Raw genomic sequence first — 25,911 nt, forward strand, 5'->3', positions numbered from 1 at the left:
TTTCCCCGACAGGACCGTACGATTGCACACGGATCTTGATTTGCCGCGACCAATGATCGGCGGAAGCGACCTTGGAACGGTACTTCCTGGAACGGCATAAGAAGATTACGCGTCCGGAAAATCCGGCCGGCGGTTCCCGGGCTGTTGAAATTTATTGCCGCATCGATATGCGGGGTGCGAGAAATTCGCCTTGACCGGTGCGGGCGCGTCCTTTCATCCACCCGGGCGGCACGCTGTCAAGATCACACATTCGTGCGATGTACGGTAGATCGTCACCCTGGCACGTGGGTCCCGATCGGCGGCACCCAGGAAGACGAAGGACGGACGATGGACGACCAGCAGATCCTCCAGCGCATTCACGCCCTCGTGGAGGAGGAGCACGACCTGCTCTCGCGGCGCGAGTCCGCCGGGGCGGAGCAGCATGCCCGGATCGCCCACCTGGAGGAGACGCTCGACCAGTGCTGGGACCTGCTGCGGCGCCGCCGCGCTCGCCAGGCGGCCGGCCTGGATCCTGAGGGGGCCGAGGTGGCGCCGGTTGCGCAGGTCGAGGGTTACCTGCAGTAGGCGAGGCCCTTTGTGATGAGATCGCTGGGGAGAAGGCCGCTGATGGCGAGACCTTCGGCGGCGAGATCTCTGGTGACGAGGAGCGACGAATGCCACGTACCTGGCTGACCGACCGGTTCGGGCTGGACGTGCCGCTGGTCGGCGCGCCGATGGCGGGCGTCGGGGACGGGCGGCTGGCCGCGGCCGTCTCCGCCGCGGGCGGGCTCGGCATGATCGGCGTGCCCGGCTCCGCACCGGCCCCGTGGATCGTCGAGCAGGCCGCCGTCGCCGCCGCGGGCGGGCGCCCGTACGGGATCGGGCTGATGGCGTGGGCGCTGGAGCACCATCCCGCCCAGCTCGACGCCGTCCTGGAGGCCAGGCCGGCGCTGGTCTCGGTGAGCTTCGGGAACTTCGCCCCGTACGTCGAGCCGCTGCGCCGCGCCGGCATCACCGTCGCCGTCCAGGCAGGCACCACCCGGGAGGCGCGGGAGGCCGAGCAGACCGGCGCGGACGTCGTGGTGGCCAGGGGCGGCGAGGGCGGTGGGCACGGCCGTGACGAGGTGGCGACGCTGCCGCTGCTGCAGGGAGTGCTGGAGGAGGTGACGGTCCCGGTGCTGGCCGCCGGGGGGATCGCCACGGGCAGGGGGCTGGCCGCCGTACTGGCCGCCGGCGCGGCGGGCGCCTGGGCCGGCACGGCGTTCCTGGGCTGCGCCGAGACCATGCTGCCGGAGGCCGCCCGGGCGCGCGTGCTGGCCACGGGCGAGACCGGCACGGCGTACGGGCGGGTCTTCGACGTCGCGCAGCGGCTGGCCTGGCCGCCGGAGTTCGGCGGGCGCGCGCTGCGGAACGCGTTCTTCGAGCGGTGGCACGGGCGGGAGGAGGAACTGGCGGGTGACGAGGCGGCACGGGCGGAGCTGGAGGCCGCCCGCGCGGCGGGCGACTTCGACACCGCCTACGTCTACGCGGGGCAGGCGGTGGGCATGGTGACGCGGCACCGCACGGCGGCGGACGTGGTCGCCGACTTCGCCACCGCCGACAACCTCCTCCGCCGCCTCACCGACGACCAGTAGGGCGTGCGTGTTCGAGTAGCTGATGCAGGCGGTGATCGCCGAGGCCGCAGCCCGGGGGCAGGCCGGCCTCGACCTGGTCAGCGTCGACTCCACCACCGCCCGCGCCCACCACCATGCCGCCGTGATGGTCTTGGACGGGGAGTGGCCTGGGCCGGCCTTCCGGTCCGACAAGACGCCCGACAGCCTTCTGGCCGGCCTGCACCTACGCGGAGCCATCTCATGGATCCGAAGCCTCCAGCCAGACTAGAGATCCGGACTCCGTACAGGCTCTAACGGATGGACGTGCCGGCTGCTTGTACTTGTCGGCGGGCACGGTCCGCGGGGCTGCCGAACGGGCTTCCACTGCCGACCTCCAGATAGTCGCGCAGACTCGTCATGTAGTGCTGCCAGCTGCGGCTGCACATGCCGAAGCACTCCAGGTCCTTGCTCAGGCCTTGGTGGCGGAAGACGAGTTCAGATGTGTGGCTGCCGATCGGGGTAATGGTGAACGTCGGCCTGGTGCCGATCCAGCCGGGCAGGAAGGGGCAGTCGATGACGGTCCATCGCACCGACGTCGGCCGGGTCGCCTCCTCGACGAAGATCACGAGTGGCTCGGGGGTGTTCATGAGGAAGTGCAGCTCGCCGCCGGTCGCGCCGGACCCGGTCGCCGGATTCCACCATGCCGCGAGCCCCGTGATGGTGGTGAGCGCGTCGAAGAGGACGTCAGGAGCGGCTTTCACCCGCACGGTCGTCTGGTAGTCCGCAGTGCTCGTCATGGGCAGGTCCTTTCAGCTCGAATGCTGGTTGTCGTGGCGTGGAGCAGGGGCAGAGCTGTCAAGGTGGTCGCTTAGCGCCTGGAGACGGTCGTCCCAGTCGTGGCCCAACGCTGCGAGGAATTGCTGCGCGAGCCGCACGGGTGCGGAATGGAGCCGGTATCGCACTCGCCGCCGCTCACCGGGTTCGGCGGTCACCAGACCCGCGTCAGCCAGCAAGACGAGGTGTTTGGCGATCGCCTGGCGCGTGATCGGGAGGCAATCGGCCAGATCGGTGGCAGTGGCCGGGCCTTGTGCCGCCAGCCTTGCCAGGATCGCTCGCCGGGTGGGGTCGGCCAGGGCTTGAAAGACCTGCTCCGCGATCGCCTCGATGTCAGGCGGCGTCACAGTGGCCGACCAGTGTATCGAGCTTGCTCGCCCATCCCTCGGTGTGGCTTTCATGGGCCTTGCGCCGGAAGCCGTCAGGCAGTTGTGCGAACCCTGTCTCGACGACCCGCAGGCGTGTGCCGGAGCCGGCCGCTTCGAGGGTGAACTCGACGTAGGTACGGCGCGGATCATCGTCGGCAAGCTCGGGGAGCCGCCAGGTGAACCCGAACACCACCGGTTCCTCGACCCGTTCGACCCGCATGTCGACGGTGAGCCCGCTCCTGACTGCCAGCTGAGCGGCTCCGCCGGGTCGCAGGTCGATTGTCACCCTTTCCCCGAGCCAGGACGACAGGCCTTCGGATGTGGTGAGTGCGGCCCACACCTGCTCAGGCGGGCTCGCGAGCTCCACGGTCCGCTCGATCCGGTCGGGGAATGTCATCGCAGCCTCCAGCTCATAGCAACCATCTGGTTGCTACTGTATGGCAACCGGATGGTTGCATCAAGACCTGGTGGGGCTCCTCCCCGCCCTTTACGGGATGACCGCTTTGATTCGGTGTCGGCGCAGGTAGGCGCGGTTGCCTCGGGAGGAGTACGCCTCGCGAGCGGCCCAGCTTCGCCCGCCGAGTTGCGGCCTGCCGCCCACGGACCAGCGCCCCCGCGCACTGGCACCTGCCGCTCGCGGGCGGATGACCGCCGCGTGTCGACCGTGACCGGCGACTGCGCCGTGTCGCTCGCCAGGCTGCGGCCGGCCAGGTTGCGGCCAGCCGGGTTGGGGCCGGCGGGGCTGCGTACTGGGCGGGCTGCGGACTGAGGTGGTGCCGCTCTGTCGCGTGGCCGTCTTATCGGGCGGGCATGGGCGGGGCTAGGATCCGCGCATGTCCCGCTTTGAGGTAACCACGCTGGTGCCGGCGCCGCCACCGGTCGTGTTCGACGCGTCCCTGTCGGTGGACGTGCACACGTCCTCGATGGGGCACACGGCCGAGCGGGCGGTGGCGGGGGTCACGTCCGGGCGGCTCGCCCTGGGCGACCAGGTCACGTGGCGCGCCCGCCACTTCGGCCTCACCTGGCACCTGACCTCGACCATCAGCGCCTGCACGCCCCCCGAGTACTTCGTGGACGAGCAGGTGACCGGCCCGTTCAGGCGCTGGCACCACACCCACACGTTCGAGCCCGCACACGACGGCGCGGCCACGCTCATGACGGACGTCGTCGACTTCGCCGCCCCCCTGCCGCCCCTGGGCACGCTCGCCGAGATCCTGGTCCTCAAGCGTTACCTGACCAGGCTCATCCTCCTCCGCAACGCCCACATCCAGGACGTCACGCGCCTCGATCGATGAGCGGGGCCGCGCCCCGCGTCATTCGGCTGGGCAGACGGTGCCCGCCGCCGGCAGCTTCAGCTCGGTCAGGTACGCGGTGGCGTGCGCGATCGGGCACTTCTTGCCCGACAGGTAGAGGGCGTGCCCCGGCCCGTCATACCCCACGGTCACCGAACCCGGCACCATCCGGATGAACCGTTCGGTCGACGTGAAGTCCCCTTCCAGGCTGCCGGCCCCGAGCATCGGCGGCAGCCCGCGCACCTCCAGCGGCCGCGCCCGGTTGGCCACCGGCTCCGGCCAGCCGATGCAGCCGAGCTGGTCGAACGCCGCCCCCGGGAAGCTCGGCGCGACCTTGCGAATGTCGCGGCGGTACTGCTGGAGCTGGGCCCAGCCGGTGTAGTGGCGCCCGTCGCCGCAGCTCATCGCCAGCATCACGGGCATCGCCCACACCTGCGTGTTGCCCAGGACGTAGTCGGCGAACCCCGACCCGTCCCCGCGCCGCGCCCTGTCCACCCACTCGGCCAGCGCCAGCCACCGGGAGTGGCCGGGGCCGGGGTCGGGGACGAAGCCGAGGTTGCGCAGGTGCCAGCCCGTCAGCTCGCCCGCACCGTACTGCTCCGACGTGACCGGGATCGGCTCGCGGTCGGCGTCGCGGGTGAGCTCGCGCCAGACCTCCGCGGCGTCCTCGCCGTGCAGCGCGCACGCGGGCGTCGCCGCGCACCAGGCGCCGAACCGCTCCAGCGACCGCTCCACGCCGGCGCGCATCACCAGGTTCACCATGGGCCAGCCCTCGGTCTGGTTGACCACCCCGTCCACGTACATGGCCCTGATGCGCTGCGGGAACAGCCTCATGTACGCGGCCGCGGCCACCCCGCCGTAGGAGTTGGCCATGAAGCTCAGCCGTTCCTCGCCGAGCGCCCGGCGCACGGCCTCCATGTCCCTGGCGACGGACAGCGAGTCCAGGTGGGCGAACAGGCCCGTCGTGTCGCTCTCGCGGCAGGCCACGAACGCCTCGGCCATCGCCGCCGCCATGGCCTCGAAGTCCCTGGGGTCGCGCGGGTCGCGCAGCGCGACGCCGGGCTTCCAGCACGGCTCGGCCGCGGTCGTGGTCCAGGCCGTGGTACGCGGACGGTAACCGACGAGGTCGAAGCGGCGGCGCAGCTCGGTCAGGCCGGGCGCCGCCCGCTTGAGGTCGTCGATGCCGTTCGCGCCGGGGCCGCCCGGGATGCCGAGCACGCTGCCGATGCGGCGGGCCGGCTCGGTGGCCGGCAGCCTGACCAGCTCCAGCCTGACCTGCTTGCCGCGCGGCTTCGACCAGTCCACCGGTACGTCGAGCGCGCCGCACTCCATCCCGGAGGGAACACCTTCACCGGTGCACGCCCGCCACTCGACCGGCACAGGACCTTGGACCCCTCTCGCCGGAGCCGCCGCCGCCTGGGCCGGCCCCAGCCCCATGAGCCCCACCAGGCCCGACAGCGTCGCCATCGCCACCCCGGCCGCCCGCACCGCACACTCGCCTAACATGTCATGACTCCTCTCCACCGAAGCCCCGAGCGATCACCACAGAGCCACCCTCACCCGCGACACCCGCCACGCACCACAAGGCCCTCCACCCATGGCATTCCGGACAACCCCGGGGGGCCCGCCGGGTGGCCGTCCCGGGAGCGGTTCCGTCAGCCTGGAGGGCGAGGAGAAGGGAGCGCCCCGGTGCGGATCTGGCGCGAGCTCGGCTACACGTTGACAGTCCCCTTGATGGCCGCACTCGGCCTGACCCACCTCCTCATCGTGCTGATAGCGCTGGTGGCCTCCACGTACGTGATCGGCCTGCCCCTGCTGGGGGGATGCGTGGTGGCCGCGAGACGGCTCGGCGCGGCGAACCGGGGGCTGGCGCGGGCGCTGGCGGGAACGGAGGTGCCGGCGCCCGCGCCCTACCGCCCGGGCCGGGGCCCGCTGAACAGGCTGGGCACGGCACTCGGCGACGTCGCCGGCTGGCGGGCGATCATCCACTCCGTGGTCCGGCTGCCCGCGGCGGCGCTCGCCTTCGCGGCGGCAGCCGGGACGTGGGGGCTCGGCCTGGTGCTGCTGACGTGCCCACTGTGGTGGCGGTTCCCCGGCCTGCCCGCGGCGCCGGAGAGCTGGCCGGGCGCGCTGCTGCTGGGCGTGCTCGGGCTGGGGCTGCTGCTGCTGGCGCCCTGGGCCGTGCACGTCGCGCTGCTGCCGGAGCGGATGCTGGCGCGTACGCTGCTCGGCCCGCCCCCCGCCCAGGCCCGCATCCGTACGCTGGAGGAGACCAGAGCGCTGGCCGTGGAGGACGCCGCCGCCGCGCTGCGCCGCGTGGAGCGCGACCTGCACGACGGGACGGCGGCCAGGCTGACGGCGCTGGCCATGAGCCTCAGCATGGCCAAGGAGGAGCTGGACGAGGCCGGCGACCCCGTACGCCTGGAACGCGCCCGCGCGCTGATCGACGGCGCCCACCGCGGCGCCAAGGAGACCCTGTCGGAGCTGACCGACCTGATCCGCGGCATCCACCCGCCCGCCCTGGACAAGGGCTTGGAGGTGGCCCTGGCCACGCTCGCCGCCCGCAGCCCGCTGCCCGTGGACCTGGACGCGGAGCTGGCCGAGCGGCCCTCGCCCGCCGTCGAGACGATCGCGTTCTTCTGCGCCGCCGAGCTGCTCGCCAACGTGGCCAAGCACAGCGGCGCCCGGCAGGCGGCGATCCGGCTGCGCGCGGAGGACGGGCGGCTGCGCCTGCGGGTGTGGGACGACGGCGAGGGCGGCGCCGTCGTGGCGGACGGCGGCCCGGCCACCGGGTCGGGGCTGCGCGGCCTGACCGGCCGCGTACGGGTGGTGGACGGCGAGCTCGCGATCCACAGCCCCGCCGGAGGCCCTACGGTGGTCACCGTCGACCTGCCCCTGCGTGCCTGAACGGACGGCCCATGCGCATCGTGATCGCCGAGGACGCCGTGGTGCTCCGCGACGGCCTGTGCCTGCTGCTCACCACGCGCGGCCACGAGGTGGCGGCCGCCGTGGGCGACGGTGACGCGCTGGTGGCGGCCGTGGCCGAGCACCGCCCCGACGTGGCGGTCGTGGACGTGCGCATGCCGCCCACCCACACCGACGAGGGGCTGCGGGCCGCGATCCGGGTCCGCCGCGACCGTCCAGGGCTGGGCCTGCTGGTGTTCTCGCAGTACATCGAGACCCGCTACGCCGCCGAGCTGCTCGCCGGCGGCGCGCGGGGGATCGGTTACCTGCTCAAGGAGCGCGTGGCCGACGTCAGGGACTTCCTGTCGGCGCTCGACCGCATCGCGGCGGGGGAGACGGTGCTCGACCCCGAGGTCGTCACCCAGCTCATGGGCGCCAGCCGCCGCGGCGACGCGCTGGCGCTGCTCACGCCGAGGGAGCGCGAGGTGCTGGCCATGATGGCGCAGGGCCGCTCCAACAGCGCCATCGCCGAGACCCTGTTCCTGTCGTACGGGTCGGTGGAGAAGCACGTCACGCAGATCTTCACCAAGCTCGGCCTGGCCCCGTCCGACAACGACCACCGTCGCGTGCTGGCCGTCCTGCGCTACCTCCAGGGGTGATCAGGTCAGCGCGGCGGCGACGCGCTCGCGCAGCGCGGCGTCGTGCCCGGCGTCCGTGCACAGCGTCACGGCGAGCCCGTCGCGGGAGGCGTCGGCGAGCACGGTCAGCAGCGTGGCGAGCTGCTCGCCGGGCTCGTCGGCCAGCAGCTCCTCGGCGTGGCCGACGACGAGCTCGACGGCGCCGGTGTCGCGCAGGCAGTCGGTGAGCGCGTCCCAGTTGCGGCCGAAGTAGGCCGGGAATCGCAGGGCCCGCGCCACCTCCTCGAAGAAGGCGGCGCGGGTCCGGCAGGCCCGCCCGTCCACGACCTGGCCGGTGGACACGGTCAGCCACGCGGGCAGCGGACGCGGGGCAGAGGTCATGAACGTTCCCTAGAGGCGGTGGAAGTCGGTGTAGTGGTTCGGCGAGAACCAGGCCGCGCCGGTGCTGCGGTTGACGACGATCCGGTACGCGTCACGCGCGGCGCCCCGGGCACGAGAGTACACGTCGTACTCGTAGTAGATCGCGTTGGCGGGCAGCTGCCCCTCGCGGTTGTAGTGGCGTCCGCCGGTGTAGTTGTACCTGCCGTCGGGCCAGGAGTACCAGCCGGCGCTGGTGGGGTACCCCTTGGAGGCCCAGATCGACTTGGCCGAGCGGGCGTCGGCGCAGCGGGAGATGGTGCAGGAGCTGTAGACCGCGGCGTTGGCGGGGGCGACCCCGGCCAGCCCGACGAGGGTGGTGAGGGCGGACAGGACGACGGCCAGCCGTACCGGCCAGGACGGGCGGGAGCGCGGCGGAGCGTGCACGAAGCCTCCTTGCGGAAGGTGTGACGGACACCGTCATGATCGCCTTTCTCCGCTTGTCGACCAAGGGCGGCAGCGCCAAGGGACGGTGAACAATGCGAGGCCGGTTCATGGTGTCAGGCCGGGCGGACGCGCACCTTCGCGATCGCCTCGCGCACGAACTCGGGGTCGCCGGACGCGGCCAGGTAGTAGCCGTCCCGGCAGTCGCCGCCCGCGATGGCGTGCCGGGCGTCGAGGACGACCGGCGCCCGTCCGAGCCGCCCGCAGTCGGGGACGGGCGCCACCACCAGCATGCGGCGGCTCAGCCCGCCGAGCCACAGCTGCGGCCCCACGAGCCGGCCGTCGCGGATCTCGCCCGGCCGCGAGAGCCGCAGCGGGCCGCCGGCCGACAGGGTGAGGAAGCCGTCGGGGCCGGGCGTGCCGCGCAGGTTGCCGGCCCAGGCCAGCCGCTGCTCGAACGTCATCCCCCCGGGCTCGTCCTGCAGCGCGAGCCGCCAGTCGCCGAACCGGAAGAGCAGCACCTGGCTGGCGGCGTCCACCCCGGGCGGCCCCGGCCAGAGCCCGACGTGGCCGGTCAGCGGGCGGATCATCGCCCGGCCCGCGGCCGTCTCGGCCTCGCCGTAGAGCGGGGCGGTGAGCACGCGGAACTCCTCGCCGCCGGCGCCGCTCAGCGTGCCGCTCGCGTACGGCCGCGCGCCGAGCGAGGCCAGGTTCAGGCGGGCCGGATAGCCGATCTCCGCCCGCGACCCGTCGGGGAACGTGACCGGCATCGTGCCGGTGCCACCCGAGACGCGCGCCGCCGGGTAGATCGCGTTCGGCGTCACGCCGGCCGCCAGGCGCACGGGGGCGCGGGTCACGACGGGCCGGGGAGGTGCGGCGTCCTCGCCCCGGGTGAGCACGGCGATCAGCGGCAGGGCGGCCAGGAGGGCGAGCAGCGCCGCCGTCCCCGCCCATCGCGGCCCGCGCGGGGCCTGCTCGACGATCTCCTCACGGCCTCCGGCCATGCGCCTTCCTCCGCCCCGTTCGTCCTGACGGGACCAACGTCAGACCGACAGCAGGACGGGCAGCGCGCGGTGCCCGTTGGAGATGAACGACTCCAGCGGCAGCAGCTCGCCCGGCGCCACCGCCGGCCTCATGTCGGGGAACCGCGCGAACAGGGCGGGCAGCGCGATCGTGGCCTCCAGCGTGGCCAGCGGCGCGCCGAGGCAGCGGTGCACGCCGTACCCGAAGGCCAGGTGCTCTTTCGAGGTGCGGGTGACGTCGAACGCGCCGGCGTCCTGCCCGTGCACGAGCGGGTCGCGCCCGGCGGCCCCGTAGCAGTTGAGTATGGGCTCGCCCGCGGGCAGCACGACGCCGTCGCCGAGGTCGATGTCCTCGACGGCGAAGCGGAGCGGCAGGTTCGCGATCGGGCCCTGGCAGCGCAGCGTCTCCTCGACGACGTCGTCCCAGCTCACGCGGCCGGCGCGGACGAGGGCGAGCTGGTCCGGGTGGGCGAGCAGCGCGCTGATCGCGTTGTCGAGCAGGTTGACCGTGGTCTCGTGGCCCGCGCTCAGGAACAGGATGAGCGTGTCGACCAGCTCGTGCTCCTCCAGCGGCGCGTCCTGCTCGTCGCGGGCGGCGATCAGGGCCGAGGACAGGTCGTCGCCGGGGTGCGCGCGCTTGTCCGCGACGAGCCCGCGCAGGACGGCCTGCAGGCGGGCCAGGACGTCGGCCGTGTCCGGGGCGTCGGGCCTGCCGATCTGGAAGAAGAAGTCGGCGCAGTGGCGCACCTCCTCGCGGGTGGCCTCGTCGGAGACGCCGAACAGCTCGCAGATCACCCTGATCGGCAGCGGGTAGGCGTACCGCTCGCGCAGGTCCGTCACCGTCGCCGGCGGCACGGCGGCCAGCTCGTCGAGCAGCTCCGCGGTGATCGCCTCGATCCGCGGGCGCAGGGCGGCGGTGCGGCGGACGGTGAAGGCGCTGGAGACCAGCCCGCGCAGCCGCCGGTGGTCCGGCCCGTACGCGGTGAGCATGTTGCGCACCGCCACCCACGCGAACAGCGGCCACTCGGCGGAGATCTCGCCCTTGATCCAGGCCGGCCAGTGCAGGTAGGCGTCCTTGGACACCCGGGGATCGGTGAGCAGCCGCTTGAGCAGGGCCTGGTCGCTCACCGCCCACGCCACGACGCCGCCGGGCAGCTCGACGCGCGTGGCGGGCCCGAGCGCGCGCAGGTGCTCGGCCTCACCGTGGAGGTCGCGGCCCGCCGGATCGATGACGAACGGGCGTGCACCGGCATGGTCCATGGGGATCTCCCGACTTTGGGGGGTTTACGTCCGTTCTGTCCCACGGGCAGCGTTCCCCATCCGGCCGGGCCCCGCCCACTATCCCGGCGGACCGATCTTTGTACGACCCCCCTACGCCGTGACCGCCGCGGGCACCAGCTCGAACCCGGTGACGATCTCCGGCTGGATGCGGATCACCTGCTCCATCTCGCCCGCCACCCAGGGGGTCAGCACGGCCCGCAGCCGCGCCGCCTCGCCCGGCTCTGTCACCAGGCGCGCCACCCCGGTGATGATCACGCTCCAGCCCAGGCGCTCATGCCCGTCCAGCTCGTCCGCCTCGTACGCCACCACGGCCTCCGCCGGCGCCACGTGGGAGCCGAGGATCGTGCCGGGACTGGACCGGATGACGATCGCGCCGTCCACCACGACGTGGTTCACCGGCCGGATCGCGGGCAAGGCGTGGCGGGTGAAGACGATCCGGCCGAACGGCACGCCGGCCAGCAGGCGCAGCGCCTCCTTCTCGGGCAGTTCCCGCAGCCGCCGGGCGCCCGTCCCGTTCTGGTACATCACCGTCACAGCTTGCCGACCCCGTCCCGTACGGGGCCAGGGACCAAAGTCCCTACTTCACCGGCCGGAGGACCCTGCGGCGGCGGCCGGCGCGGCCGATAGCCTGATCGCGCTCCGTGACGGTGGAGGAGGGCGGATACGGCCATGACGTGGTGGGCGGTGGTGCGGTTCCTGCACGTGCTCGGGGCCGCGCTGTGGGTCGGCGGGCAGCTCACGGTGTCGCTGGTGGTGCTGCCGCTGGCCCGGCGGCTGCTCGACGCCGAGCGGCGCGGCCAGGTGCTGTCCGCGGTGGGCCGGCGCTTCGGGCTGCTCACCGTCGCGGTGTTCCTGCCGCTCCAGCTCGCCACCGGCGTGGCCATCGCCTGGCACAAGGGCGTCACCTGGGCCATGCTCGCCGAGCCCGGGTACGGCAGGATCCTGGCGGCCAAGCTGCTGCTGTTCTGCGCCGTCATGGCCATGGCCGGCGCGCACGGCTGGGCCGGCGGCGCCGGCCGTCCCCTGCTGGCCAGGAGCATGGCGATCGCGTCGCTGGTGGGCTCGCTGGGCGTGGTGCTGCTGGCCGCCGCGCTGCCCGCGACCTAGGGAGCGGACCGCGCACTCCGCGTGCCAGACTGATCGGTGTGGAGAGCGAGCACCGTCCGTTGATGCCGCAGATGCGCCTCGATGAGCTGCTGGTGGAGCTGCAGCTCCGGCTGAACGCCGTGCTGGCGACGCGGGACCGCGTCCACGCGCTGCTCGAAGCCGTGGTCTCCATCGGCAGCGACCTCGATCTGGAGACGGTGCTGCGGCGCATCGTGGAGACCGCGACCACGCTGGTGGACGCCGGCTACGGCGCGCTGGGCGTCGTCGGCCAGGAGGACACGCTCGTCCAGTTCATCCCGGTGGGGCTGAGCGAGGAGGAGATCGCCCGCATCGAGCACTGGCCGCACGGGCTGGGGCTGCTCGGCCTGCTGATCAAGGACGCGCGGCCGCTGCGGCTCGGCCGCATCTCCGACCACCCCGAGTCGTACGGGTTCCCGCCCGGCCACCCGCCGATGGGCACGTTCCTCGGCGTGCCCGTACGCGTGCGCGACGAGGTGTTCGGCAACCTGTACCTGACCGAGAAGCGCGGCGGCGCCGAGTTCGACGAGGAGGACGAGGCCGTCGTGATCGCGCTGGCCACCGCCGCCGGCGTCGCGGTCGAGAACGCCCGCCTGTACGAGGAGTCGCGGCGGCGCGAGCGCTGGCTGCAGGCGTCCGCGGACGTGACCACGAACCTGCTGTCCGGGGCCGACCCCCGCCAGGTGCTGTCCGTGGTGGCCGCGCGTGCCAGGGAGATGAGCGACGCGGACCTGGCGCAGGTGCTGCTGCCGGAAGGGCGGACGCTGCGGGTGGCGGCCGCCGAGGGCGAGGGCGCGGACGACCTGCTGGGCACGGCGTGCGAGATCGACGGCACGCCGGCGGGCGAGGTGTTCACCGCGGGCGAGCCGCTGACCGGGCAGGAGGGCAGGCCGTCGCTGCTCGTGCCGCTGGGCACCGCGCCGGGCGTGCGCGGCGTGCTCATGCTGGGCAAGCGGAGCGGCCGGTTGCCGTTCAGCGGGGCGGACCGGCAGATGTTGCAGGCGTTCGCGGGGCAGGCGGCGCTGGCGCTGGAGCTGGCGGAGACGCGGCGCGACGCCGAGCGGCTGGGCCTGCTGGAGGACCGCGACCGCATCGCCAAGGACCTGCACGACGTGGTCATCCAGCGGCTGTTCGCGACGGCGATGACGCTGATGAGCACGGTGCGGCTGGTCGACCATCCGCAGGCGTCCAGGCGGCTGCAGCACGCGATCGACGAGCTGGACGAGACGATCCGGCAGATCCGGTCGTCGATCTTCGCGTTGCAGGGGCCGCTGGACGAGGTTGCGCCCGGGCTGCGCGGGCAGATCGTGGAGCTGGTCGAGGGGGCGGGCAGCCATCTCGGCTTCATGCCTGGCCTGCGCATGGAGGGCCAGATCGACACCGTCGTGCCCGAGCCGGTCGCCGAGCACCTGCTGGCCGTGCTGCGCGAGGCGCTGTCGAACGTGGTGCGCCACTCCCGGGCCGGCCGCGCGGAGGTGTCGGTCGAGGCGGGCGAGCGGCTCACACTGGTGGTGACCGACAACGGCGTCGGCGTCGGCGAGGCAGGGCGGCGCAGCGGGCTGCGCAACATCGAGGAGCGGGCCCGCGGGCTCGGCGGCACCGCGCACCTCGACGTCCCGGACGGCGGCGGCACCTGCCTGCGCTGGCAGGTCCCGCTGCGCCCCGGCCCCGCGGAGGCGGATCTCCGGCCCTGACGCCCGGTCCCGCGACGCGGGTCCTTCGCCCCGGATCAAGGCCGACCGGCCCTGCGAAAGCGGGACCTTCGGCCCTGCTCCGGACCCTCCGCGCCGTGATGCGCTGGGTGCACCGTGAGGCGGAGGGGCGAGGCCATGATCGATCGTTCGGTGAAGCAGGTGCTGGAAGCCGCCCTGGAGGCGGCCCGCTGGGCGCCGTCGGTGCACAACACCCAGCCCTGGACGTTCTCGGTGTCGGAGGAGGAGATCGGCCTGCGCGCCGACACCGACAGGAAACTGCGGGCCGGCGACGCGTCCGGGCGCGAGCTGCTGATCAGCTGCGGCGCCGCCCTGTTCACGATGCGTACGTCGATCCGCTCCCACGGCTTCGAGCCCGTCGTGCGCGTCCTGCCGGACCCCGACCGCCCGTCGCTGGTCGCCACCATCAGGCCGGGCGCCGCGGCCCCGCCCGACGAGGCGACCGGGCTGCTCGGCGAGCAGATCGAGCGGCGGCGCACCCACCGCGCCGGGTTCACCGGCCTGCCCGTGCCGGACCGGCTCCTCGACCGGCTGGTCGCGGCGGCCGCGGCCGGGGGCGCCAGGCTCACCCCCGTACGCGCGCCCGGGGCGGTGGACGTGCTCGCCGGGCTCACCCGGGCGGCGCAGGGCGTGCAGGCGGGGGACCGCGTCCGGAGCCTGGAGGTGATCCGCTGGGCGCGACCGCCGGGCAGCAGCCGCAAGGACGGCGTGCCCGCCGACGGCTACCCGCGCCGCGCGGCGCCCACCGACCCCGGCTTCCCGCAGCGCGACTACTCCTGGCGCCACGACTGGGGCGGCGACGGCGGCGCCGGCACGTCGATCGGCGTCCCGGCGTTGCTCACCACCACGGGTGACGGCCGGGAGGAGTGGATCTCCTGCGGGCAGGCGCTGCAGCACGTGCTGCTGCTGGCCGCCGCGCACGGCGTCAGCGCTGCCTTCCACACGCAGGCGCTGGAGCTGGACCTGCTGCGCGAGTTCCTGCGCCGCGAGCTCTGCTCCGGCGAACACCCGCAGATGATCATGCGGCTGGGCGTCACCTTCGACGGTACGAGCGCCGTCCGCCGGCCCCTGGCCGACCTCGTACGGTGACCCTTGTCCTGACGCGAGATCGCGGAGACACTGCAGGCGACGATCGGTGCTGGAGACGCCCCCGGGAGGCGCCGTGAAATGGCGTGCCGTGATCGCCGCTCTGCTGATGACACTCACCCTGGGGGCCGCCGGGGCCGTCCCCGGCCGGGACGCGTACGAGATCTGGCTGGTGGACCAGTCCGACAGCAACGGGCTCACCCACGGCGGCTACGTGCACGTCTACGACGGCGGCGAGGTCACCAGGCGGCTGTCGGCCGCGCGCCCGGCCGCCGTGATCGACCTCGCGGGCGCCACGTCGTCCCTCTGCCTGGCCACCACCGGCAGGAACCCGGTCAGGCCGCACATGATCGTGTTCAACGGGACAGGGACGCACGCGGCGCTCGCCTTCGTCGCCAGCGGCCATGTCGTGATCTTCGACGCCGCCTCCCGCCGCCCGCTCGCCTGCGTCGAGACCGAGACGGGAGCGGGCGGCGCCCGCCAGGCCCACGCCCTGTGGCCCACCGGGGACGACCGCTACCTCGTCATCGCCAACCAGAACGGCAAGAAGCTGGAGCGCGTCCGCACCGACTACGCCTCCGGCACGTTCACCCAGGAGCCCGCGGCGACGCTCGACCTGGCCGGCTGCACCACACCGAGTGGCGCGCCCTGCCAGGCCCCCGAGCTGCGCCCCGACAACGCGCCGATCTGCCCGTTCATCGCCTCCGACAACGGCCCGGTCTTCGTCAGCCTGCGCGGCGGCGGCATGTTCGTCGTGGACTGGCGCGCCACGCCGATGGCGATCCTCGGCGAGTACGACGCCGCGCACGTGCCCGCCAACGGGTGCGGGTTCATCGAGGCGAAGGGCGCCGTCTTCGGCGACGGAGGCGGCGGCACCCCGGCCAACCTCGACCAGTTCAGCGTCTTCCGGGTGCCGCGCGGCGGCTACTCGGCCGCGAACCCGCCGAACACGCCCGCCGTCGAGCGGCTCTTCGACGACGACGCCCCGGAACGCGACGCGCACGGCACCGCCGCCGGCCCCCGCGAGCGGTACGTCTGGGTGGGGGACCGGGACGGCAACGTGGTGGAGGTCTTCGACGGGCGCACCGGGGCCCGGGTCAACACGGTGCCGCTGACGTCCCCGTACAGCGCCGACCCGACGGTGGACCTGTTCGCGTCCTCGCCCGACCACGGCTGGGTGTTCGCCTCGACCCGCGGCCCCACGCCGCTGTCCGGCGACCCGCACTCCTCCCACGGCACCGACCCCGGCATGCTGATCGTGCGCATGACCGACGACGGGCGCTCGGGCGAGGTGCGGGGCCTGATCCCCATCACGAACGTGGACGCGGCCGGCGCCGAACGCGCAGACGCCCACGGCATCCGGGTACGGCCCGTCCACTGACACCCCGAGGCAGGCCGCGCGGGTATCAGCCCTCGGCCTCGCGTTCGCCGAGGCCGGTCAGCTTCATCGCGACCTCCTCCGAGTAGACGGTGGTCCGCTTGAGCCGGGACCCGTCGGGGCGGGTCTCCACCTCGATGACCAGGACGATGCCCTGGATCTCCGTGCGGTGCCTGGTGCCGGACAACCAGGACCGCCAGCCGCCCACCCGGGTGACGACCGTCCTGCCGCTCCCGGCCGGGCGGGTCTCGACGGCGGCGGCGACCGTACCGGAGACGAGGGTGAGCGCGAGCACGGACGCCCAGGCCCACGCGTTGTCGCGGAGGTCGGTGGCCACGTTGATGACGACGCCCAGCGTCGCGGCGACGGCGGAGGTCAGCAGTGCCCGCGGCGAGAGGCGGGCGATCACCGCTCGCCTCCGCGCGCGCTCGCCGCGCCGGCCCTGGCCCGCCGCTCCAGCGGATGGCCGCGGCCCAGCGTGTCACCGGCCAGGCCGGCCACCTCGTCGAACAGCGCCAGCGCCGCCTCCCGGTCGCCGTCGCGCAGCAGCACGTAGCCGAGGTTCGTCGAGGTGCGCAGCGTGTCGGGATGGCCGGGCCCCAGCTCGCGCCGCTGCCGTCCGAGCACCAGGCGCAGCGACTCGGCGGCCCGGCCCGGCTCCTCGATCGCGGCCGCGTTCGCGTGGATCGCCAGGACGTCACGGTGATGACGGCCGAGGACCCGTTCCACGCGGGGCAGCAGGTCGCGCAGCAACCGCAGCGCGCCCTCGGGGTCGCCCGCGTCGTCCAGCGCGACGGCCTGGTTGGCGCGGGCTCGCAGGGTCTGCGGATGGTCGGCGCCGAGGGCGCGTTCGGTGAGGTCGGCGACCTCCAGCAGCTCGGCGGCGGGCCTGCTCGGCCTGGCCGAGGTCGCGCAGGACGGCGGCCAGGTCCGCCCGGGCGGTGAGCACCTCCGGGTGCGTGGCGCCGAACGCGGCGGTCAGGTGCGGCAGGAGGCCGTCGAGCACCCAGTGTGCCTCGCCCAGGTTGCCCTGCTCGCGGTGGGCGAGCGCGAGGTTGGCCCGCGCGATCAGCCGCCTCCTGCCCGTGGCGTGATCGGCCGCGAGGGACCAGGCGTCCAGTGCCGCGTCAGGCCGCCCCTGGTCCAGCAGCCTGCGCCCGCGCCTGGCCGCCCAGCGCGCGACGGACGCCGGCCGGTTCAGCCAGATGCGGCCCAGCCCCGCGGCCGTGGCCGTCCCGAGCGCGACGACCAGCACCGCCGTGGACGACGGGCCGAACCACCGCAGGATCGCCGCGACGACGAGCGCCAGCGACACGACGACCGCGTCGGTCAGCAGCGAGGGGACGAGGCGGCGCGGCCGATCGCTCCGGGCAGCCGCCCAGGAGATGGACGGGCTGACGGGCATGGGGACGGAGCCCTGGTAGCCGTAGGCCGGCGGGGACTGCTGGTAGGGATACGGCTGGGGCGGATAGGGCTGGGATGGTTGGGTGGGATAGGGCTCGGGCGGATACGGCTGGGGCTGCTGGGCGGGATACGGCGGGGAGGCCGGCCGGGCCGAGGGCGGTCCGTAGGAGGGTGGGGCCTGCCCCTGGCCTTGCTGCGGCGGCCCTTCCTGGGCCATGAGCTCCAGCACGAGGCTGCCGGCCGTCGGCCGTTCGGCGGGGTTCCTGGCCAGCGCCCGCCTGACCAGATCACGCAGCGGCTCGGGCACGTGACGCAGTTCGGGCTCGCCGGACAGGATCCGATGCAGCACCGCCGGCAGCGGCTCGCTGCCGAAGGGGTATTCGCCGGACGCCGCGAACGCCACCACCGAGCCCCACGCGAACACGTCGGCGGCAGGCCCGACGTGCTCGCCGCCCACCTGTTCCGGAGCCAGGCACGACACCTCCATGGTGCCCGCGAGGGACCCTGTCGAGGTCACGGCCGCAGCCGCGGTGCTCGCGGCCAGCCCGAGGTCCGTCACGACCGGCCCGTCCTGGGAGAGCACGACAGCGTGCGGGGTCAGGGCACGGTGCACCACCCCCGCGCCGTGGATCGTCCGCAACCCGATCGCGATGCCGGCCGCGAGCCTGCGCAGCTCCTCGCCGGAGAGCGGGCCGTGGAGGCTGACGGTCTCGTGGAGGGTGGGGCCCTCGACGTGGCGGGCGGCGAGGTATTCCAGGCCGCCGTCCTCTCCCGTGCCGACGACCGGGGCGACGCCGATCCCGGGAAGGTGATGGAGGTCGCGGGCGATCCCGCGGAACGCGTGCGATCCGGAAGGCACGACGCGCACGGACACCGTCTCACCCGACGCCGTCACGCCAAGGTACTGGGAGGTGCTCAGCCGTCCGCGCAGCGTGATGTCGCCCAGGCTGCGCGGATCTCCTGGCTGCAGCGGTGCGGGATCGGGCATGGCGGGCCCCTCGCAGGTCGTCCGTGCTCCTCAGGATGACATGCCGGGCCCGCCCGGGCCGGGGGTTCGGGTCAGGAGCGGGCCCACCGCTGGTTGGCGCCGCCCGTGCAGTCCCAGATCTGCAGCCGGGTGCCGTTGGCCGAGCTGACCCCTGTCGCGTCGAGACACCTGCCGGACTGCGGGTTGACGATCCGCCCGGTGCCCGCGTCGAACGTCCAGCGTTGCGCGCCCGTGCCGTTGCAGTCGTAGAGCTGCACCTGCGCGCCGTTCGCGGTGGCGCCGGCCGTCACGTCCATGCACTTGCCGAGCGCCCGGACGGAGCCGTCGGCGTTCCAGGACCAGCTCTGGGCGGCGGTGTCGTTGCAGTCCCAGAGCTGGACGGCGGTGCCGTTGGCGGGGTTGGCGCCGGCGACGTCCACGCACTTGCCGCCGTAGCCGGTGATCCGGCCGCCGGGGACGCTGGTGGGCGGGGCGTAGACGCGGACGTAGTCGACGGTCAGGGTCTGCGGGAACGTGGTGGTGGCGTCGGGGTAGCCGGGCCAGTGGCCGCCCACCGCCACGTTCATGATCATGAAGAACGGGTGGTCGAAGACCCACCGGTTGCCGCCCAGGTCGGACGGGGTGCGGCGCTGGTACTCGACGCCGTCGACGTACCAGATGATCAGGTTCGGCGACCAGTCCACGGCGAAGGTGTGGAACGCGTCGGCGAACGGGCTGCCGATGGTGTAACCGGCGCCGATGCCGCCGGCGCCGGAGTAGCCGGGCCCGTGCAGAGTGCCGTGCACGGTGGTGGGCTCGCGGCCGATGTTCTCCATGATGTCGATCTCGCCGCTGTTGGGCCAGCCGACCGTCCCGATGTCGTTGCCGAGCATCCAGAACGCCGGCCAGATGCCCTGCCCGCGCGGCAGCTTCATGCGTGCCTCGAACCGGCCGTAGGCGCGGGTGAAGGTGGCGGAGGTGAGCAGGCGGGCCGAGGTGTACTGGCAGGTGCCGTAGTGGCACTGGTAGTTGGACGGGTTCTCGCGGCGGGCGGTGATCACCAGGTTGCCCGCGCCGTCCATGGCGGCGTTGCGGGTGCTGCTGGTGTAGTACTGCTGCTCGTTGTTGCCCCAGCCGCTGCCGCCGATGTCGAAGCGCCACTTCGACTGGTCGACGGCGCTGCCGGCGGCGCCGTTGAACTCGTCGGACCAGACCAGGGGGCCGGGGGCGGGAGCGGCGGCGGCGGTGCCGGCCATGGGGAAGACCATCGCGATGATCGCTGCGAGAGCGCTTCCGATGGCGAGCAACGTTCTGGAGCGGGGGGTGCGTGCCATGTGGGTTACCTCATCGGATCCATGGGGTGAGGGTTTACGGAAACACTCCGGCAACGTGAGCACACCTGTCAAGAGAGCGCTCTCTCGCAATGGCCGGTGCCCGCAGATTTTTCGTCCGGACCTGTCACGAATCGGGGCGCTGTCCTGTCTCAGCGCCAGGACCGCCTCACGCACGCGACAGGAGTGACAGCTTGCCACCAGCCACGATCCGCGTCCGCATCCGGATGCGGGCGCGTCCCATCGACGAGCCGAACCGCGTCGCCAGCCAGCTCGAGCTGCTGTTCGACCTCACGTTCGTGGTCGCGGTCGCGGCCGTCACCGCCCAGCTCGCCCACCAGATCGTCGACGGGCACGCGGCGGCCGGCATCATCCCGTTCCTCCAGGTCTTCTTCGCGATCTGGTGGGCGTGGATGAACTTCACCTGGTTCGCCTCGTCGTACGACACCGACGACGTCGCCTACCGGGTGCTGACCATGGTGCAGATGGCCGGCGTGCTGGTGCTGGCGGCGGGCGTGCCGGCCGCGAGCGAGCACACCGACTACGGCTTCGTCACGCTGGGCTACGTCATCATGCGGATCGGGCTCGTCGCCCAGTGGCTGCGGGTCGCGTTCGAGGACCCGGCGCGCCGGCGTACCGCGCTGCGTTACGCGGGCGGCATCACCGTCCTCACCGCGGGCTGGATGTACCACTCGTGGGTCGCGCCGCTGAGCATCGAGCTGCCGCTCTTCCTGCTCCTCGCGGCGCTGGAGCTGGCCGTGCCGCTGTGGGCGGAGCGGGCCGAGCCCACCACCTGGCACCCGCACCACATCGCCGAGCGTTACGGGCTGTTCACGATCATCCTGCTCGGGGAGAGCGTGCTCGCCGCGTCCAGGGGTGTCGCCAGGGCGCTCGAGGCGAGCGCGATCAGCAGCCCGTTCGTGATGATCGCCGTCTCCGGGCTCGTCGTGCTGTTCGCCCTGTGGTGGCTGTACTTCCTGGTGGAGGCCGGTGAAGGGCTCAGCGGGCGGCGAGATCGTTCCTACCGGTGGGGGTACGGCCACTACGGCATCTTCGCGGCCCTGGCCGCGCTCGGCGCCGGGCTGGAGGTCGCCGTCGAGCAGAGCGGGCACCACATCGCCGCCACCCCGCTCACCGTCGCCTACGCCGTCGCCATCCCCGTCGGGGTGTTCCTCCTGCTGCTCTGGATGGTGCACACGCCGATCGAGCCGGAGTCCGTCATCCATCCCGCCGTGATCTCGGGGTGCGCCGCCGTCGTCCTGGCGCTGCCGCTCGCCGTGCCGTGGATCGGCGTGCACGGGGTGGCCACGGCGATCGCGGTGACGTGCGTGCTGGCGGTCGCCGTCACGATCGCCTGGAGCTCCGGTCGCGAGGCGGCGCCGGGGGCCGGGGTCCGGCGGGTGCGGCTGCCGTTCAGGGCCGCTCCGTAGGTCTTCGTACGGTCCCGGGCCTGCGCTGTCACGGACGCGGCGGCCGCCCGGTCCAAGTGAGCGAAGTGATCCCCGTCCGCGACGAGAGAGGTGGATGATGAGGGATTCCCGCGGCCGGACACCGGCCCCCTGGGCGGAGCCCCCAGACCGGGACACGGCCCCCGGCACACCGGAGGCGAGCAGCGCCCCGGCCCAGGCAGAACCCCTTGAAGCCGGTGCGGGGCGATTCGGGCTGGGGACGGCGTCGGCGCTGGTCGTCGGCTCCGTCATCGGGACCGGGGTGTTCGCGCTGCCGTCCGCCCTGGCCGTGTTCGGGCCGATCTCGCTGGTGGCGTTCGGGCTCGTCACGATCGGCGCGATCGCGCTGGCGCTGGCGTTCCGCGCTCTCGCGGAGCGGCTGCCCGGCGCCGGCGGCCCGTACGTCTACGCCCGCGAGGCGTTCGGCGAGTTCGCCGGCTTCCTCATCGCCTGGAGCTACTGGATCACCGCGTGGGCGGGGAACGCGGCGATCGTGGTGGCCTGGGTCGGCTACGTGGAGGTGTTCTGGAACACCGGGCACGAGGTGGGCTGGTCGATCGTCATCGCGCTGACGGGGCTGCTCCTGCCGGCGCTGGTCAACCTGATGGGGCTGCGGAGCTTCGCCGCGTTCCAGATCGTCGCGACGGTGCTGAAGTTCATCCCGCTGCTGTTCATGGCGACGATCGGCCTGCTGTTCGTCAACACGGCGAACTTCGGCGAGTTCAACGCCGGCGGCACCTCCTGGCTGGGCGCCATCAGCGCCGCGGGCGCCATCGCGCTGTTCAGCTACCTGGGCATCGAGACGGCGTCGGTCGCCGCGGCCAGGGTCCGCGACCCGAGGCGGAACGTCGGCCGGGCCACCGTGCTGGGCACCCTGGCCTGCGCCGCGGTCTACATCCTCGGCACCGTCACCGTCTTCGGCACCGTGCCGCACGCCGATCTCGTCGCCTCCACCGCGCCCTTCACCGACTCGGCCAACGCCATCTTCGGCGGCGAGTGGGCGGGGGCCACGGTCGCGGCGGCGGCCGTCGTGTCCGGCTTCGGGGCGCTGGTCGGCTGGACCCTGATCGTGGCCGAGATGCCGCGGGCGGCGGCGCGCGACGGGTTGTTCCCCGCCGCCTTCGCCCGGCAGACCAGGTCCGGGGTGCCCGCGTACGGCATCGTCGTGTCCACCCTGCTGGCCGCGGGCCTCACCGTCGTCAGCTACACCAGCTTCGAGCAGGTGTTCATCACCGTGGTGCTGCTGTCGGTGCTCACCTCGGTCGTGCCGTACCTGCTGGCCGCCGCGGCACAGCTGTACTGGCTGTGCACGGAGGGCAGGCGGCTGAAGGCCGGCCACCTGGTGCGCGACGTCACCGTCTCGGCGCTCGCGCTGGCGTTCGGGTTCTGGGCGCTGGCGGGCAGCGGCTACCAGGCCGTCTACTACGGCACGTTCTGCCTGCTGCTCGGCGTGCCCGTGTACGTGTGGGTGAAGGCCCGCCGCGGCGTCTACGGCCAGAGCCCGGCGGTGGCGCGATGACCACGAGCCAGGACCTCACGCTGCGGGTCGGCATCCACTCCGAGATCGGCAGGCTGCGCGAGGTCGTCGTGCACCGGCCGGGGCTGGAGCTGGACCGGCTGACCCCGGACAACGCCGCCGAGCTGCTCTTCGACGACGTGCTGTGGGCGGACCGCGCCCGCCGCGAGCACGACGAGTTCGCCGAGGTGATGAGGAGCCACGGCGTACGGGTGCACCTGTTCGCCGAGCTCCTGGCGCAGGCGCTCGCGACGGACGCCGGCCGGAGCTTCGCCGTGGACCGCGTGTGCACCGACCAGCGGTTCGGCGCGGCCCTGGCCAGGGAGCTGCGCGCGCTGTTCCTCGACCTCGACCCGGCGCTGCTGGCCGGCTACCTGATCGGCGGGGTGGTGAAGTCGGACCTCGGCCCGCTCGTCGGGCGCAGCGTGGCGTGGCAGAGCCTGGACGCCGACGACTTCGTGCTCACCCCGCTGCCCAACACGCTGTTCCAGCGGGACAACGCGGCCTGGGTCGGGCGGGCCGTCGCCGTCAACCCGATGGCCAAGCCGGCCAGGAGCCGCGAGTCGATCAACACCAGGACCGTCTACCGGCACCACCCCCTGTTCGCCGGGGCGGGCTTCGAGATCGTCTACGGGGACGACGATCTCGACCACGCCCCGGCGACGCTGGAGGGCGGCGACATCCACGTCATCGGCGACGGCGTCGCCATGGTCGGGATGGGCGAGCGCACCACGCCGATGGGCATGGAGGCGCTGGCCAGGCGGCTCTTCGAGGGCGGTCACGCCCGCCGCGTCCTGGCCGTGGAGCTGCCCAAGGCCCGCTCCACGATGCACCTGGACACCGTGCTGACGATGGTCGACGTCGCCACCTTCGTCGCCTACCCCTACTTCGACCAGGCCGCCGCCCGCGTCTGGCTGCTCACCCCCGGCGGGGGCGTCCAGCAGCGGAAGGGGCTGGCCGCCGGCCTGAGCGAGGCGCTGGAGGACGACGGCGTCCGCATCCTCACCGCGGCGGGCGACCGGCGCGAGGCCGAGCGGGAGCAGTGGAACGACGCCGACAACTTCCTGGCGATCGCCCCCGGAGTGGTGCTCGGCTACGAACGGAACACCGCGACCAACGCCATGCTGCGCGAGCACGGCCTGGAGGTCATCCCGCTGGCCGGCAGCGAGCTGGGCCGCGGCCGAGGCGGCGCCCGCTGCATGACCTGCCCGATCCTGCGTGACCCCGTCTCGCCCGCCCCGAAGGAACAGTCATGACATTCCCGACCGCGCCCGGCTCGCTGCTCACCCCGACCGGCCTGGGCCGCAGGGGCTTCCTGGCGCTGCTCGACCTCGCCGCGGAGCTGAAGGAGGCCAAGCGGGCCCGGCGCGAACGACCCGTGCTGACCGGCCGCAACATCGCCCTGGTCTTCGAGAAGAACTCCACCCGAACCCGGTGCGCGTTCGAGGTGGCCGCCTACGACCAGGGCGCCCACGTCACCTACCTCGGCCCGACGGGGTCGCACCTGGGCAGGGAGGAGAGCGTCGCGGACACCGCACGGGTGCTGGGCGCGCTCTACGACGGGATCGAGTTCCGCGGGTTCGCCCAGGAGACCGTCGAGGAGCTGGCCCGGCACGCCGGCGTACCGGTCTGGAACGGGCTCACCGACGAGTGGCACCCGACCCAGATGCTCGCCGACGTGCTCACCATGCGGGAGCACCGGCCCGGCGACGTCGAGGCGATCAGCTGCTGCTTCGTCGGCGACGGGCGCGGCAACATCGCCCGCTCGCTGCTGGCCACCGGGGCCATGCTCGGCATGGACGTACGCATCGCCGCCCCCGCCGAGCTGCTGCCACCGGAGGCGCTGGTGAAGGAGGCCAGGCACGCGGCCCTGTCCAGCGGCGCCCGCGTGACGGTCACCAGCGACCCGGCGGCGGCGCTCGACGGCGCCGACTTCGTCTACACCGACGTGTGGGTCAGCATGGGCGAGGCCGAGGCCGAGTGGGACCGGCGCGTCCCGCTGCTCACGCCCTACCGGGTCACGGCGGAGCTGATGGCCGCCACCGGCCGTCCCGGCACCCGCTTCCTGCACTGCCTCCCCGCGGTGCACGACACCACCACCGAGCTGGGGCGGCGGATCCACCAGAACTACGGGCTCGCCGGGGCCGAGGTCACCAACGAGGTGTTCACCTCCGCCGCCTCCGTGGTCTTCCAGCAGGCGGAGAACCGGATGCACACCATCAAGGCCCTGCTCGTCACGGCGCTGGGGGAGTGAGATGCTGATCGTCGTCGCCCTGGGCGGCAACGCTCTGCTCGAACGCGGGGAACGCCCGGACGCGCAGGTGCAGCGGGAGCACGTCCGGGCCGCCGCCCTGGCCCTGGCCCCGCTCGCCGCCGAGCACACGCTGGTGCTCTGCCACGGCAACGGGCCGCAGATCGGCATGCTGGCCGTGGAGAGCGAGAACGACCCGGCGCTGACCCACCCGTTCCCGCTCGACACGCTCGGCGCCCAGACCCAGGGCATGATCGGGTACTGGCTGGCGCTGGAGCTGGGCAACGCGGGCCTGGCCGGGCCGGTCGTCACGATCGTCACGCGGACCGAGGTCGACCCGGACGATCCGGCCTTCCGTGCCCCGGCCAAGTTCGTCGGCCAGACGTACCCGGAGCCGGTGGCCCGCAGGCTCGCCGGGGAGCACGGGTGGACCGTCGCCGGGGACGGGCAGGGCTGGCGGCGGGTCGTCGCCTCCCCGGCACCCCGCCGGATCGTCGAGCTGCCGACGATCCGGCACCTGGTGGCCGGCGGCACGACCGTGATCTGCGGCGGCGGGGGCGGGGTGCCCGTCTTCGCCGGGGACGGCGGCCGGTACGAGGGGGCGCAGGCCGTCGTCGACAAGGACCTCACGGCCGCGCTGCTGGCGGTGGAGCTGGGAGCCGACCGGCTCGTGGTGCTCACCGACGTGGACGCCGTACGCCGGGACTTCGGCACCCCCCGGGAGCGGCCGCTGTCCGCGGTGGACGCCGGCGAGCTGCGCGCCATGCGCTTCCCCGCCGGATCGATGGCGCCGAAGGTCGAGGCCTGCCTCCGGTTCGTCACCGCGACCGGCAGGCCGGCGGCGATCGGGGCGCTGCGGGACGCGGCCGCGGTGCTCGCCGGCACGGCCGGGACCACCATCACGGCCGGCACCAGGACCGTCACCAGCGCGGGAGCCGCCGTGGCAGCCGATCGGTAGACCCGCTTACCTGCGAAGCGGTCC

At 73.5% G+C, this 25,911-nt stretch carries 27 protein-coding genes; 14 read left to right on the top strand and 13 right to left on the bottom strand.

Features of this window, described 5'->3' with window-relative positions; all coding sequences use genetic code 11:
• The first annotated feature begins 327 nt into the window (after positions 1-327).
• Together HD593_RS20125 and HD593_RS20130 are read left to right on the top strand one after the other, a co-directional pair.
• A complete protein-coding gene (locus HD593_RS20125; RefSeq protein WP_185103636.1) occupies positions 328-564 on the top strand; it encodes a DUF2630 family protein in 237 nt (78 codons plus the stop codon).
• An 89-nt stretch (positions 565-653) separates the two neighbouring features.
• On the top strand, positions 654-1,613 hold the full coding sequence (locus HD593_RS20130) for an NAD(P)H-dependent flavin oxidoreductase (protein ID WP_185103637.1): 960 nt from the start codon (positions 654-656) through the stop codon (positions 1,611-1,613).
• 269 nt (positions 1,614-1,882) lie between these two features.
• Here the strand turns inward: HD593_RS20130 and HD593_RS20135 are convergent, their stop codons facing one another.
• Genes HD593_RS20135 through HD593_RS20145 form a run of 3 tightly spaced genes read right to left on the bottom strand, consistent with a single transcriptional unit; the run spans position 1,883 to position 3,170 of the window.
• The gene (locus tag HD593_RS20135) at positions 1,883-2,368 is read right to left on the bottom strand and encodes an SRPBCC family protein (RefSeq protein WP_185103639.1); all 486 of its coding nucleotides are present in this window, start codon (positions 2,366-2,368) and stop codon (positions 1,883-1,885) included.
• A gap of 12 nt (positions 2,369-2,380) precedes the next feature.
• Positions 2,381-2,752 (bottom strand): ArsR/SmtB family transcription factor, encoded by a 372-nt coding sequence (locus HD593_RS20140; protein WP_312903560.1) that lies wholly within the window; start codon positions 2,750-2,752, stop codon positions 2,381-2,383.
• Positions 2,739-3,170: an SRPBCC domain-containing protein gene (locus HD593_RS20145; protein WP_185103642.1), complete on the bottom strand. Its 432-nt coding sequence runs from the start codon at positions 3,168-3,170 to the stop codon at positions 2,739-2,741. The genes HD593_RS20140 and HD593_RS20145 overlap by 14 nt, the downstream gene beginning before the upstream one ends.
• Before the next feature lie 436 nt (positions 3,171-3,606).
• On the opposite strand from HD593_RS20145, the gene HD593_RS20150 reads away from it, so the two are divergent.
• The gene (locus HD593_RS20150) at positions 3,607-4,068 is read left to right on the top strand and encodes an SRPBCC family protein (RefSeq protein ID WP_185103644.1); all 462 of its coding nucleotides are present in this window, start codon (positions 3,607-3,609) and stop codon (positions 4,066-4,068) included.
• A gap of 18 nt (positions 4,069-4,086) precedes the next feature.
• Here the strand turns inward: HD593_RS20150 and HD593_RS20155 are convergent, their stop codons facing one another.
• The gene (locus HD593_RS20155; protein ID WP_185103646.1) at positions 4,087-5,571 is read right to left on the bottom strand and encodes an alpha/beta fold hydrolase; all 1,485 of its coding nucleotides are present in this window, start codon (positions 5,569-5,571) and stop codon (positions 4,087-4,089) included.
• Positions 5,572-5,754: 183 nt separating this feature from the next.
• Between HD593_RS20155 and HD593_RS20160 the strand changes: the two genes are divergently transcribed.
• Together HD593_RS20160 and HD593_RS20165 are read left to right on the top strand one after the other, a co-directional pair.
• Entirely contained in the window at positions 5,755-6,972 is a 1,218-nt protein-coding gene (locus HD593_RS20160) for a sensor histidine kinase (RefSeq protein WP_185103648.1), read from the top strand.
• Between the two features lie 11 nt (positions 6,973-6,983).
• Positions 6,984-7,628 carry a LuxR C-terminal-related transcriptional regulator gene (locus HD593_RS20165; protein WP_185103650.1) on the top strand — a complete coding sequence of 215 codons (645 nt, stop codon included), beginning with the start codon at positions 6,984-6,986 and terminating at the stop codon, positions 7,626-7,628.
• Here the strand turns inward: HD593_RS20165 and HD593_RS20170 are convergent, their stop codons facing one another.
• From HD593_RS20170 to HD593_RS20190, 5 genes are all read right to left on the bottom strand, one after another.
• Entirely contained in the window at positions 7,629-7,988 is a 360-nt protein-coding gene (locus HD593_RS20170) for a barstar family protein (RefSeq protein WP_185103652.1), read from the bottom strand.
• A 9-nt stretch (positions 7,989-7,997) separates the two neighbouring features.
• Positions 7,998-8,411 carry a ribonuclease domain-containing protein gene (locus HD593_RS63475; RefSeq protein ID WP_185103653.1) on the bottom strand — a complete coding sequence of 138 codons (414 nt, stop codon included), beginning with the start codon at positions 8,409-8,411 and terminating at the stop codon, positions 7,998-8,000.
• Positions 8,412-8,524: 113 nt separating this feature from the next.
• On the bottom strand, positions 8,525-9,412 hold the full coding sequence (locus HD593_RS20180) for a hypothetical protein (RefSeq protein ID WP_185103655.1): 888 nt from the start codon (positions 9,410-9,412) through the stop codon (positions 8,525-8,527).
• A 39-nt stretch (positions 9,413-9,451) separates the two neighbouring features.
• Positions 9,452-10,690, bottom strand: a complete 1,239-nt coding sequence (locus HD593_RS20185; RefSeq protein WP_185103656.1) for a cytochrome P450 family protein — start codon at positions 10,688-10,690, stop codon at positions 9,452-9,454.
• 111 nt (positions 10,691-10,801) lie between these two features.
• Entirely contained in the window at positions 10,802-11,236 is a 435-nt protein-coding gene (locus HD593_RS20190; protein WP_185111986.1) for a pyridoxamine 5'-phosphate oxidase family protein, read from the bottom strand.
• A 144-nt stretch (positions 11,237-11,380) separates the two neighbouring features.
• On the opposite strand from HD593_RS20190, the gene HD593_RS20195 reads away from it, so the two are divergent.
• From HD593_RS20195 to HD593_RS20210, 4 genes are all read left to right on the top strand, one after another.
• Positions 11,381-11,818, top strand: a complete 438-nt coding sequence (locus HD593_RS20195; RefSeq protein WP_185103657.1) for a hypothetical protein — start codon at positions 11,381-11,383, stop codon at positions 11,816-11,818.
• Between the two features lie 62 nt (positions 11,819-11,880).
• A complete protein-coding gene (locus HD593_RS20200) occupies positions 11,881-13,530 on the top strand; it encodes a sensor histidine kinase (protein WP_185103658.1) in 1,650 nt (549 codons plus the stop codon).
• Positions 13,531-13,665: 135 nt separating this feature from the next.
• Positions 13,666-14,637, top strand: a complete 972-nt coding sequence (locus HD593_RS20205) for an Acg family FMN-binding oxidoreductase (protein ID WP_185103660.1) — start codon at positions 13,666-13,668, stop codon at positions 14,635-14,637.
• Positions 14,638-14,710: 73 nt separating this feature from the next.
• Positions 14,711-16,015 (top strand): hypothetical protein, encoded by a 1,305-nt coding sequence (locus HD593_RS20210; RefSeq protein ID WP_185103662.1) that lies wholly within the window; start codon positions 14,711-14,713, stop codon positions 16,013-16,015.
• 25 nt (positions 16,016-16,040) lie between these two features.
• Here the strand turns inward: HD593_RS20210 and HD593_RS20215 are convergent, their stop codons facing one another.
• The 4 genes from HD593_RS20215 to HD593_RS20230 all read right to left on the bottom strand — a co-directional run bounded on the left by HD593_RS20215 (position 16,041) and on the right by HD593_RS20230 (position 19,717).
• Entirely contained in the window at positions 16,041-16,421 is a 381-nt protein-coding gene (locus tag HD593_RS20215) for a hypothetical protein (protein ID WP_185103664.1), read from the bottom strand.
• Entirely contained in the window at positions 16,418-16,801 is a 384-nt protein-coding gene (locus HD593_RS20220) for a tetratricopeptide repeat protein (protein WP_350668418.1), read from the bottom strand. The genes HD593_RS20215 and HD593_RS20220 overlap by 4 nt, the downstream gene beginning before the upstream one ends.
• A complete protein-coding gene (locus HD593_RS20225; protein ID WP_185103667.1) occupies positions 16,710-18,404 on the bottom strand; it encodes a protein kinase domain-containing protein in 1,695 nt (564 codons plus the stop codon). Before HD593_RS20225 ends, HD593_RS20220 begins: the two co-directional genes overlap by 92 nt.
• 71 nt (positions 18,405-18,475) lie before the next feature.
• Positions 18,476-19,717: a glycoside hydrolase family 16 protein gene (locus HD593_RS20230; protein WP_185103669.1), complete on the bottom strand. Its 1,242-nt coding sequence runs from the start codon at positions 19,715-19,717 to the stop codon at positions 18,476-18,478.
• A gap of 191 nt (positions 19,718-19,908) precedes the next feature.
• Here HD593_RS20230 and HD593_RS20235 point away from each other — a divergent pair, with 191 nt between their 5' ends.
• From HD593_RS20235 to HD593_RS20255, 5 genes are all read left to right on the top strand, one after another.
• On the top strand, positions 19,909-21,144 hold the full coding sequence (locus tag HD593_RS20235; protein WP_221524844.1) for a low temperature requirement protein A: 1,236 nt from the start codon (positions 19,909-19,911) through the stop codon (positions 21,142-21,144).
• A gap of 94 nt (positions 21,145-21,238) precedes the next feature.
• Positions 21,239-22,681, top strand: coding sequence for an amino acid permease (locus HD593_RS20240; RefSeq protein WP_221524845.1), 1,443 nt, complete (start codon positions 21,239-21,241; stop codon positions 22,679-22,681).
• A complete protein-coding gene (locus tag HD593_RS20245; protein ID WP_185103671.1) occupies positions 22,678-23,934 on the top strand; it encodes an arginine deiminase in 1,257 nt (418 codons plus the stop codon). Before HD593_RS20240 ends, HD593_RS20245 begins: the two co-directional genes overlap by 4 nt.
• Positions 23,931-24,932 carry an ornithine carbamoyltransferase gene (gene argF / locus HD593_RS20250; protein ID WP_185103673.1) on the top strand — a complete coding sequence of 334 codons (1,002 nt, stop codon included), beginning with the start codon at positions 23,931-23,933 and terminating at the stop codon, positions 24,930-24,932. The genes HD593_RS20245 and argF overlap by 4 nt, the downstream gene beginning before the upstream one ends.
• A gap of 1 nt (position 24,933) precedes the next feature.
• Positions 24,934-25,887, top strand: a complete 954-nt coding sequence (locus HD593_RS20255) for a carbamate kinase (RefSeq protein WP_185103675.1) — start codon at positions 24,934-24,936, stop codon at positions 25,885-25,887.
• Positions 25,888-25,911: the final 24 nt, after the last annotated feature.

The organism is Nonomuraea rubra (assembly GCF_014207985.1).
Taxonomy (GTDB): domain Bacteria; phylum Actinomycetota; class Actinomycetes; order Streptosporangiales; family Streptosporangiaceae; genus Nonomuraea; species Nonomuraea rubra.

Excerpts from the sequence above, each read along its gene's own strand:
- HD593_RS20125 (WP_185103636.1), top strand. The coding sequence starts at position 328 with ATGGACGACCAGCAGATCCTCCAGCGCATTCACGCCCTCGTGGAGGAG.
- HD593_RS20185 (WP_185103656.1), bottom strand. The coding sequence starts at position 10,690 with ATGGACCATGCCGGTGCACGCCCGTTCGTCATCGATCCGGCGGGCCGC.
- HD593_RS20225 (WP_185103667.1), bottom strand. The coding sequence starts at position 18,404 with ATGCCCGATCCCGCACCGCTGCAGCCAGGAGATCCGCGCAGCCTGGGC.
- HD593_RS20230 (WP_185103669.1), bottom strand. The coding sequence starts at position 19,717 with ATGGCACGCACCCCCCGCTCCAGAACGTTGCTCGCCATCGGAAGCGCT.
- HD593_RS20135 (WP_185103639.1), bottom strand. The coding sequence starts at position 2,368 with ATGACGAGCACTGCGGACTACCAGACGACCGTGCGGGTGAAAGCCGCT.
- HD593_RS20150 (WP_185103644.1), top strand. The coding sequence starts at position 3,607 with ATGTCCCGCTTTGAGGTAACCACGCTGGTGCCGGCGCCGCCACCGGTC.
- HD593_RS20165 (WP_185103650.1), top strand. The coding sequence starts at position 6,984 with ATGCGCATCGTGATCGCCGAGGACGCCGTGGTGCTCCGCGACGGCCTG.
- HD593_RS20195 (WP_185103657.1), top strand. The coding sequence starts at position 11,381 with ATGACGTGGTGGGCGGTGGTGCGGTTCCTGCACGTGCTCGGGGCCGCG.
- argF (WP_185103673.1), top strand. The coding sequence starts at position 23,931 with ATGACATTCCCGACCGCGCCCGGCTCGCTGCTCACCCCGACCGGCCTG.
- HD593_RS20205 (WP_185103660.1), top strand. The coding sequence starts at position 13,666 with ATGATCGATCGTTCGGTGAAGCAGGTGCTGGAAGCCGCCCTGGAGGCG.
- HD593_RS20180 (WP_185103655.1), bottom strand. The coding sequence starts at position 9,412 with ATGGCCGGAGGCCGTGAGGAGATCGTCGAGCAGGCCCCGCGCGGGCCG.
- HD593_RS20245 (WP_185103671.1), top strand. The coding sequence starts at position 22,678 with ATGACCACGAGCCAGGACCTCACGCTGCGGGTCGGCATCCACTCCGAG.
- HD593_RS20155 (WP_185103646.1), bottom strand. The coding sequence starts at position 5,571 with ATGTTAGGCGAGTGTGCGGTGCGGGCGGCCGGGGTGGCGATGGCGACG.
- HD593_RS20255 (WP_185103675.1), top strand. The coding sequence starts at position 24,934 with ATGCTGATCGTCGTCGCCCTGGGCGGCAACGCTCTGCTCGAACGCGGG.
- HD593_RS20190 (WP_185111986.1), bottom strand. The coding sequence starts at position 11,236 with ATGTACCAGAACGGGACGGGCGCCCGGCGGCTGCGGGAACTGCCCGAG.
- HD593_RS20130 (WP_185103637.1), top strand. The coding sequence starts at position 654 with ATGCCACGTACCTGGCTGACCGACCGGTTCGGGCTGGACGTGCCGCTG.
- HD593_RS20200 (WP_185103658.1), top strand. The coding sequence starts at position 11,881 with ATGCCGCAGATGCGCCTCGATGAGCTGCTGGTGGAGCTGCAGCTCCGG.
- HD593_RS20240 (WP_221524845.1), top strand. The coding sequence starts at position 21,239 with ATGATGAGGGATTCCCGCGGCCGGACACCGGCCCCCTGGGCGGAGCCC.
- HD593_RS20145 (WP_185103642.1), bottom strand. The coding sequence starts at position 3,170 with ATGACATTCCCCGACCGGATCGAGCGGACCGTGGAGCTCGCGAGCCCG.
- HD593_RS20170 (WP_185103652.1), bottom strand. The coding sequence starts at position 7,988 with ATGACCTCTGCCCCGCGTCCGCTGCCCGCGTGGCTGACCGTGTCCACC.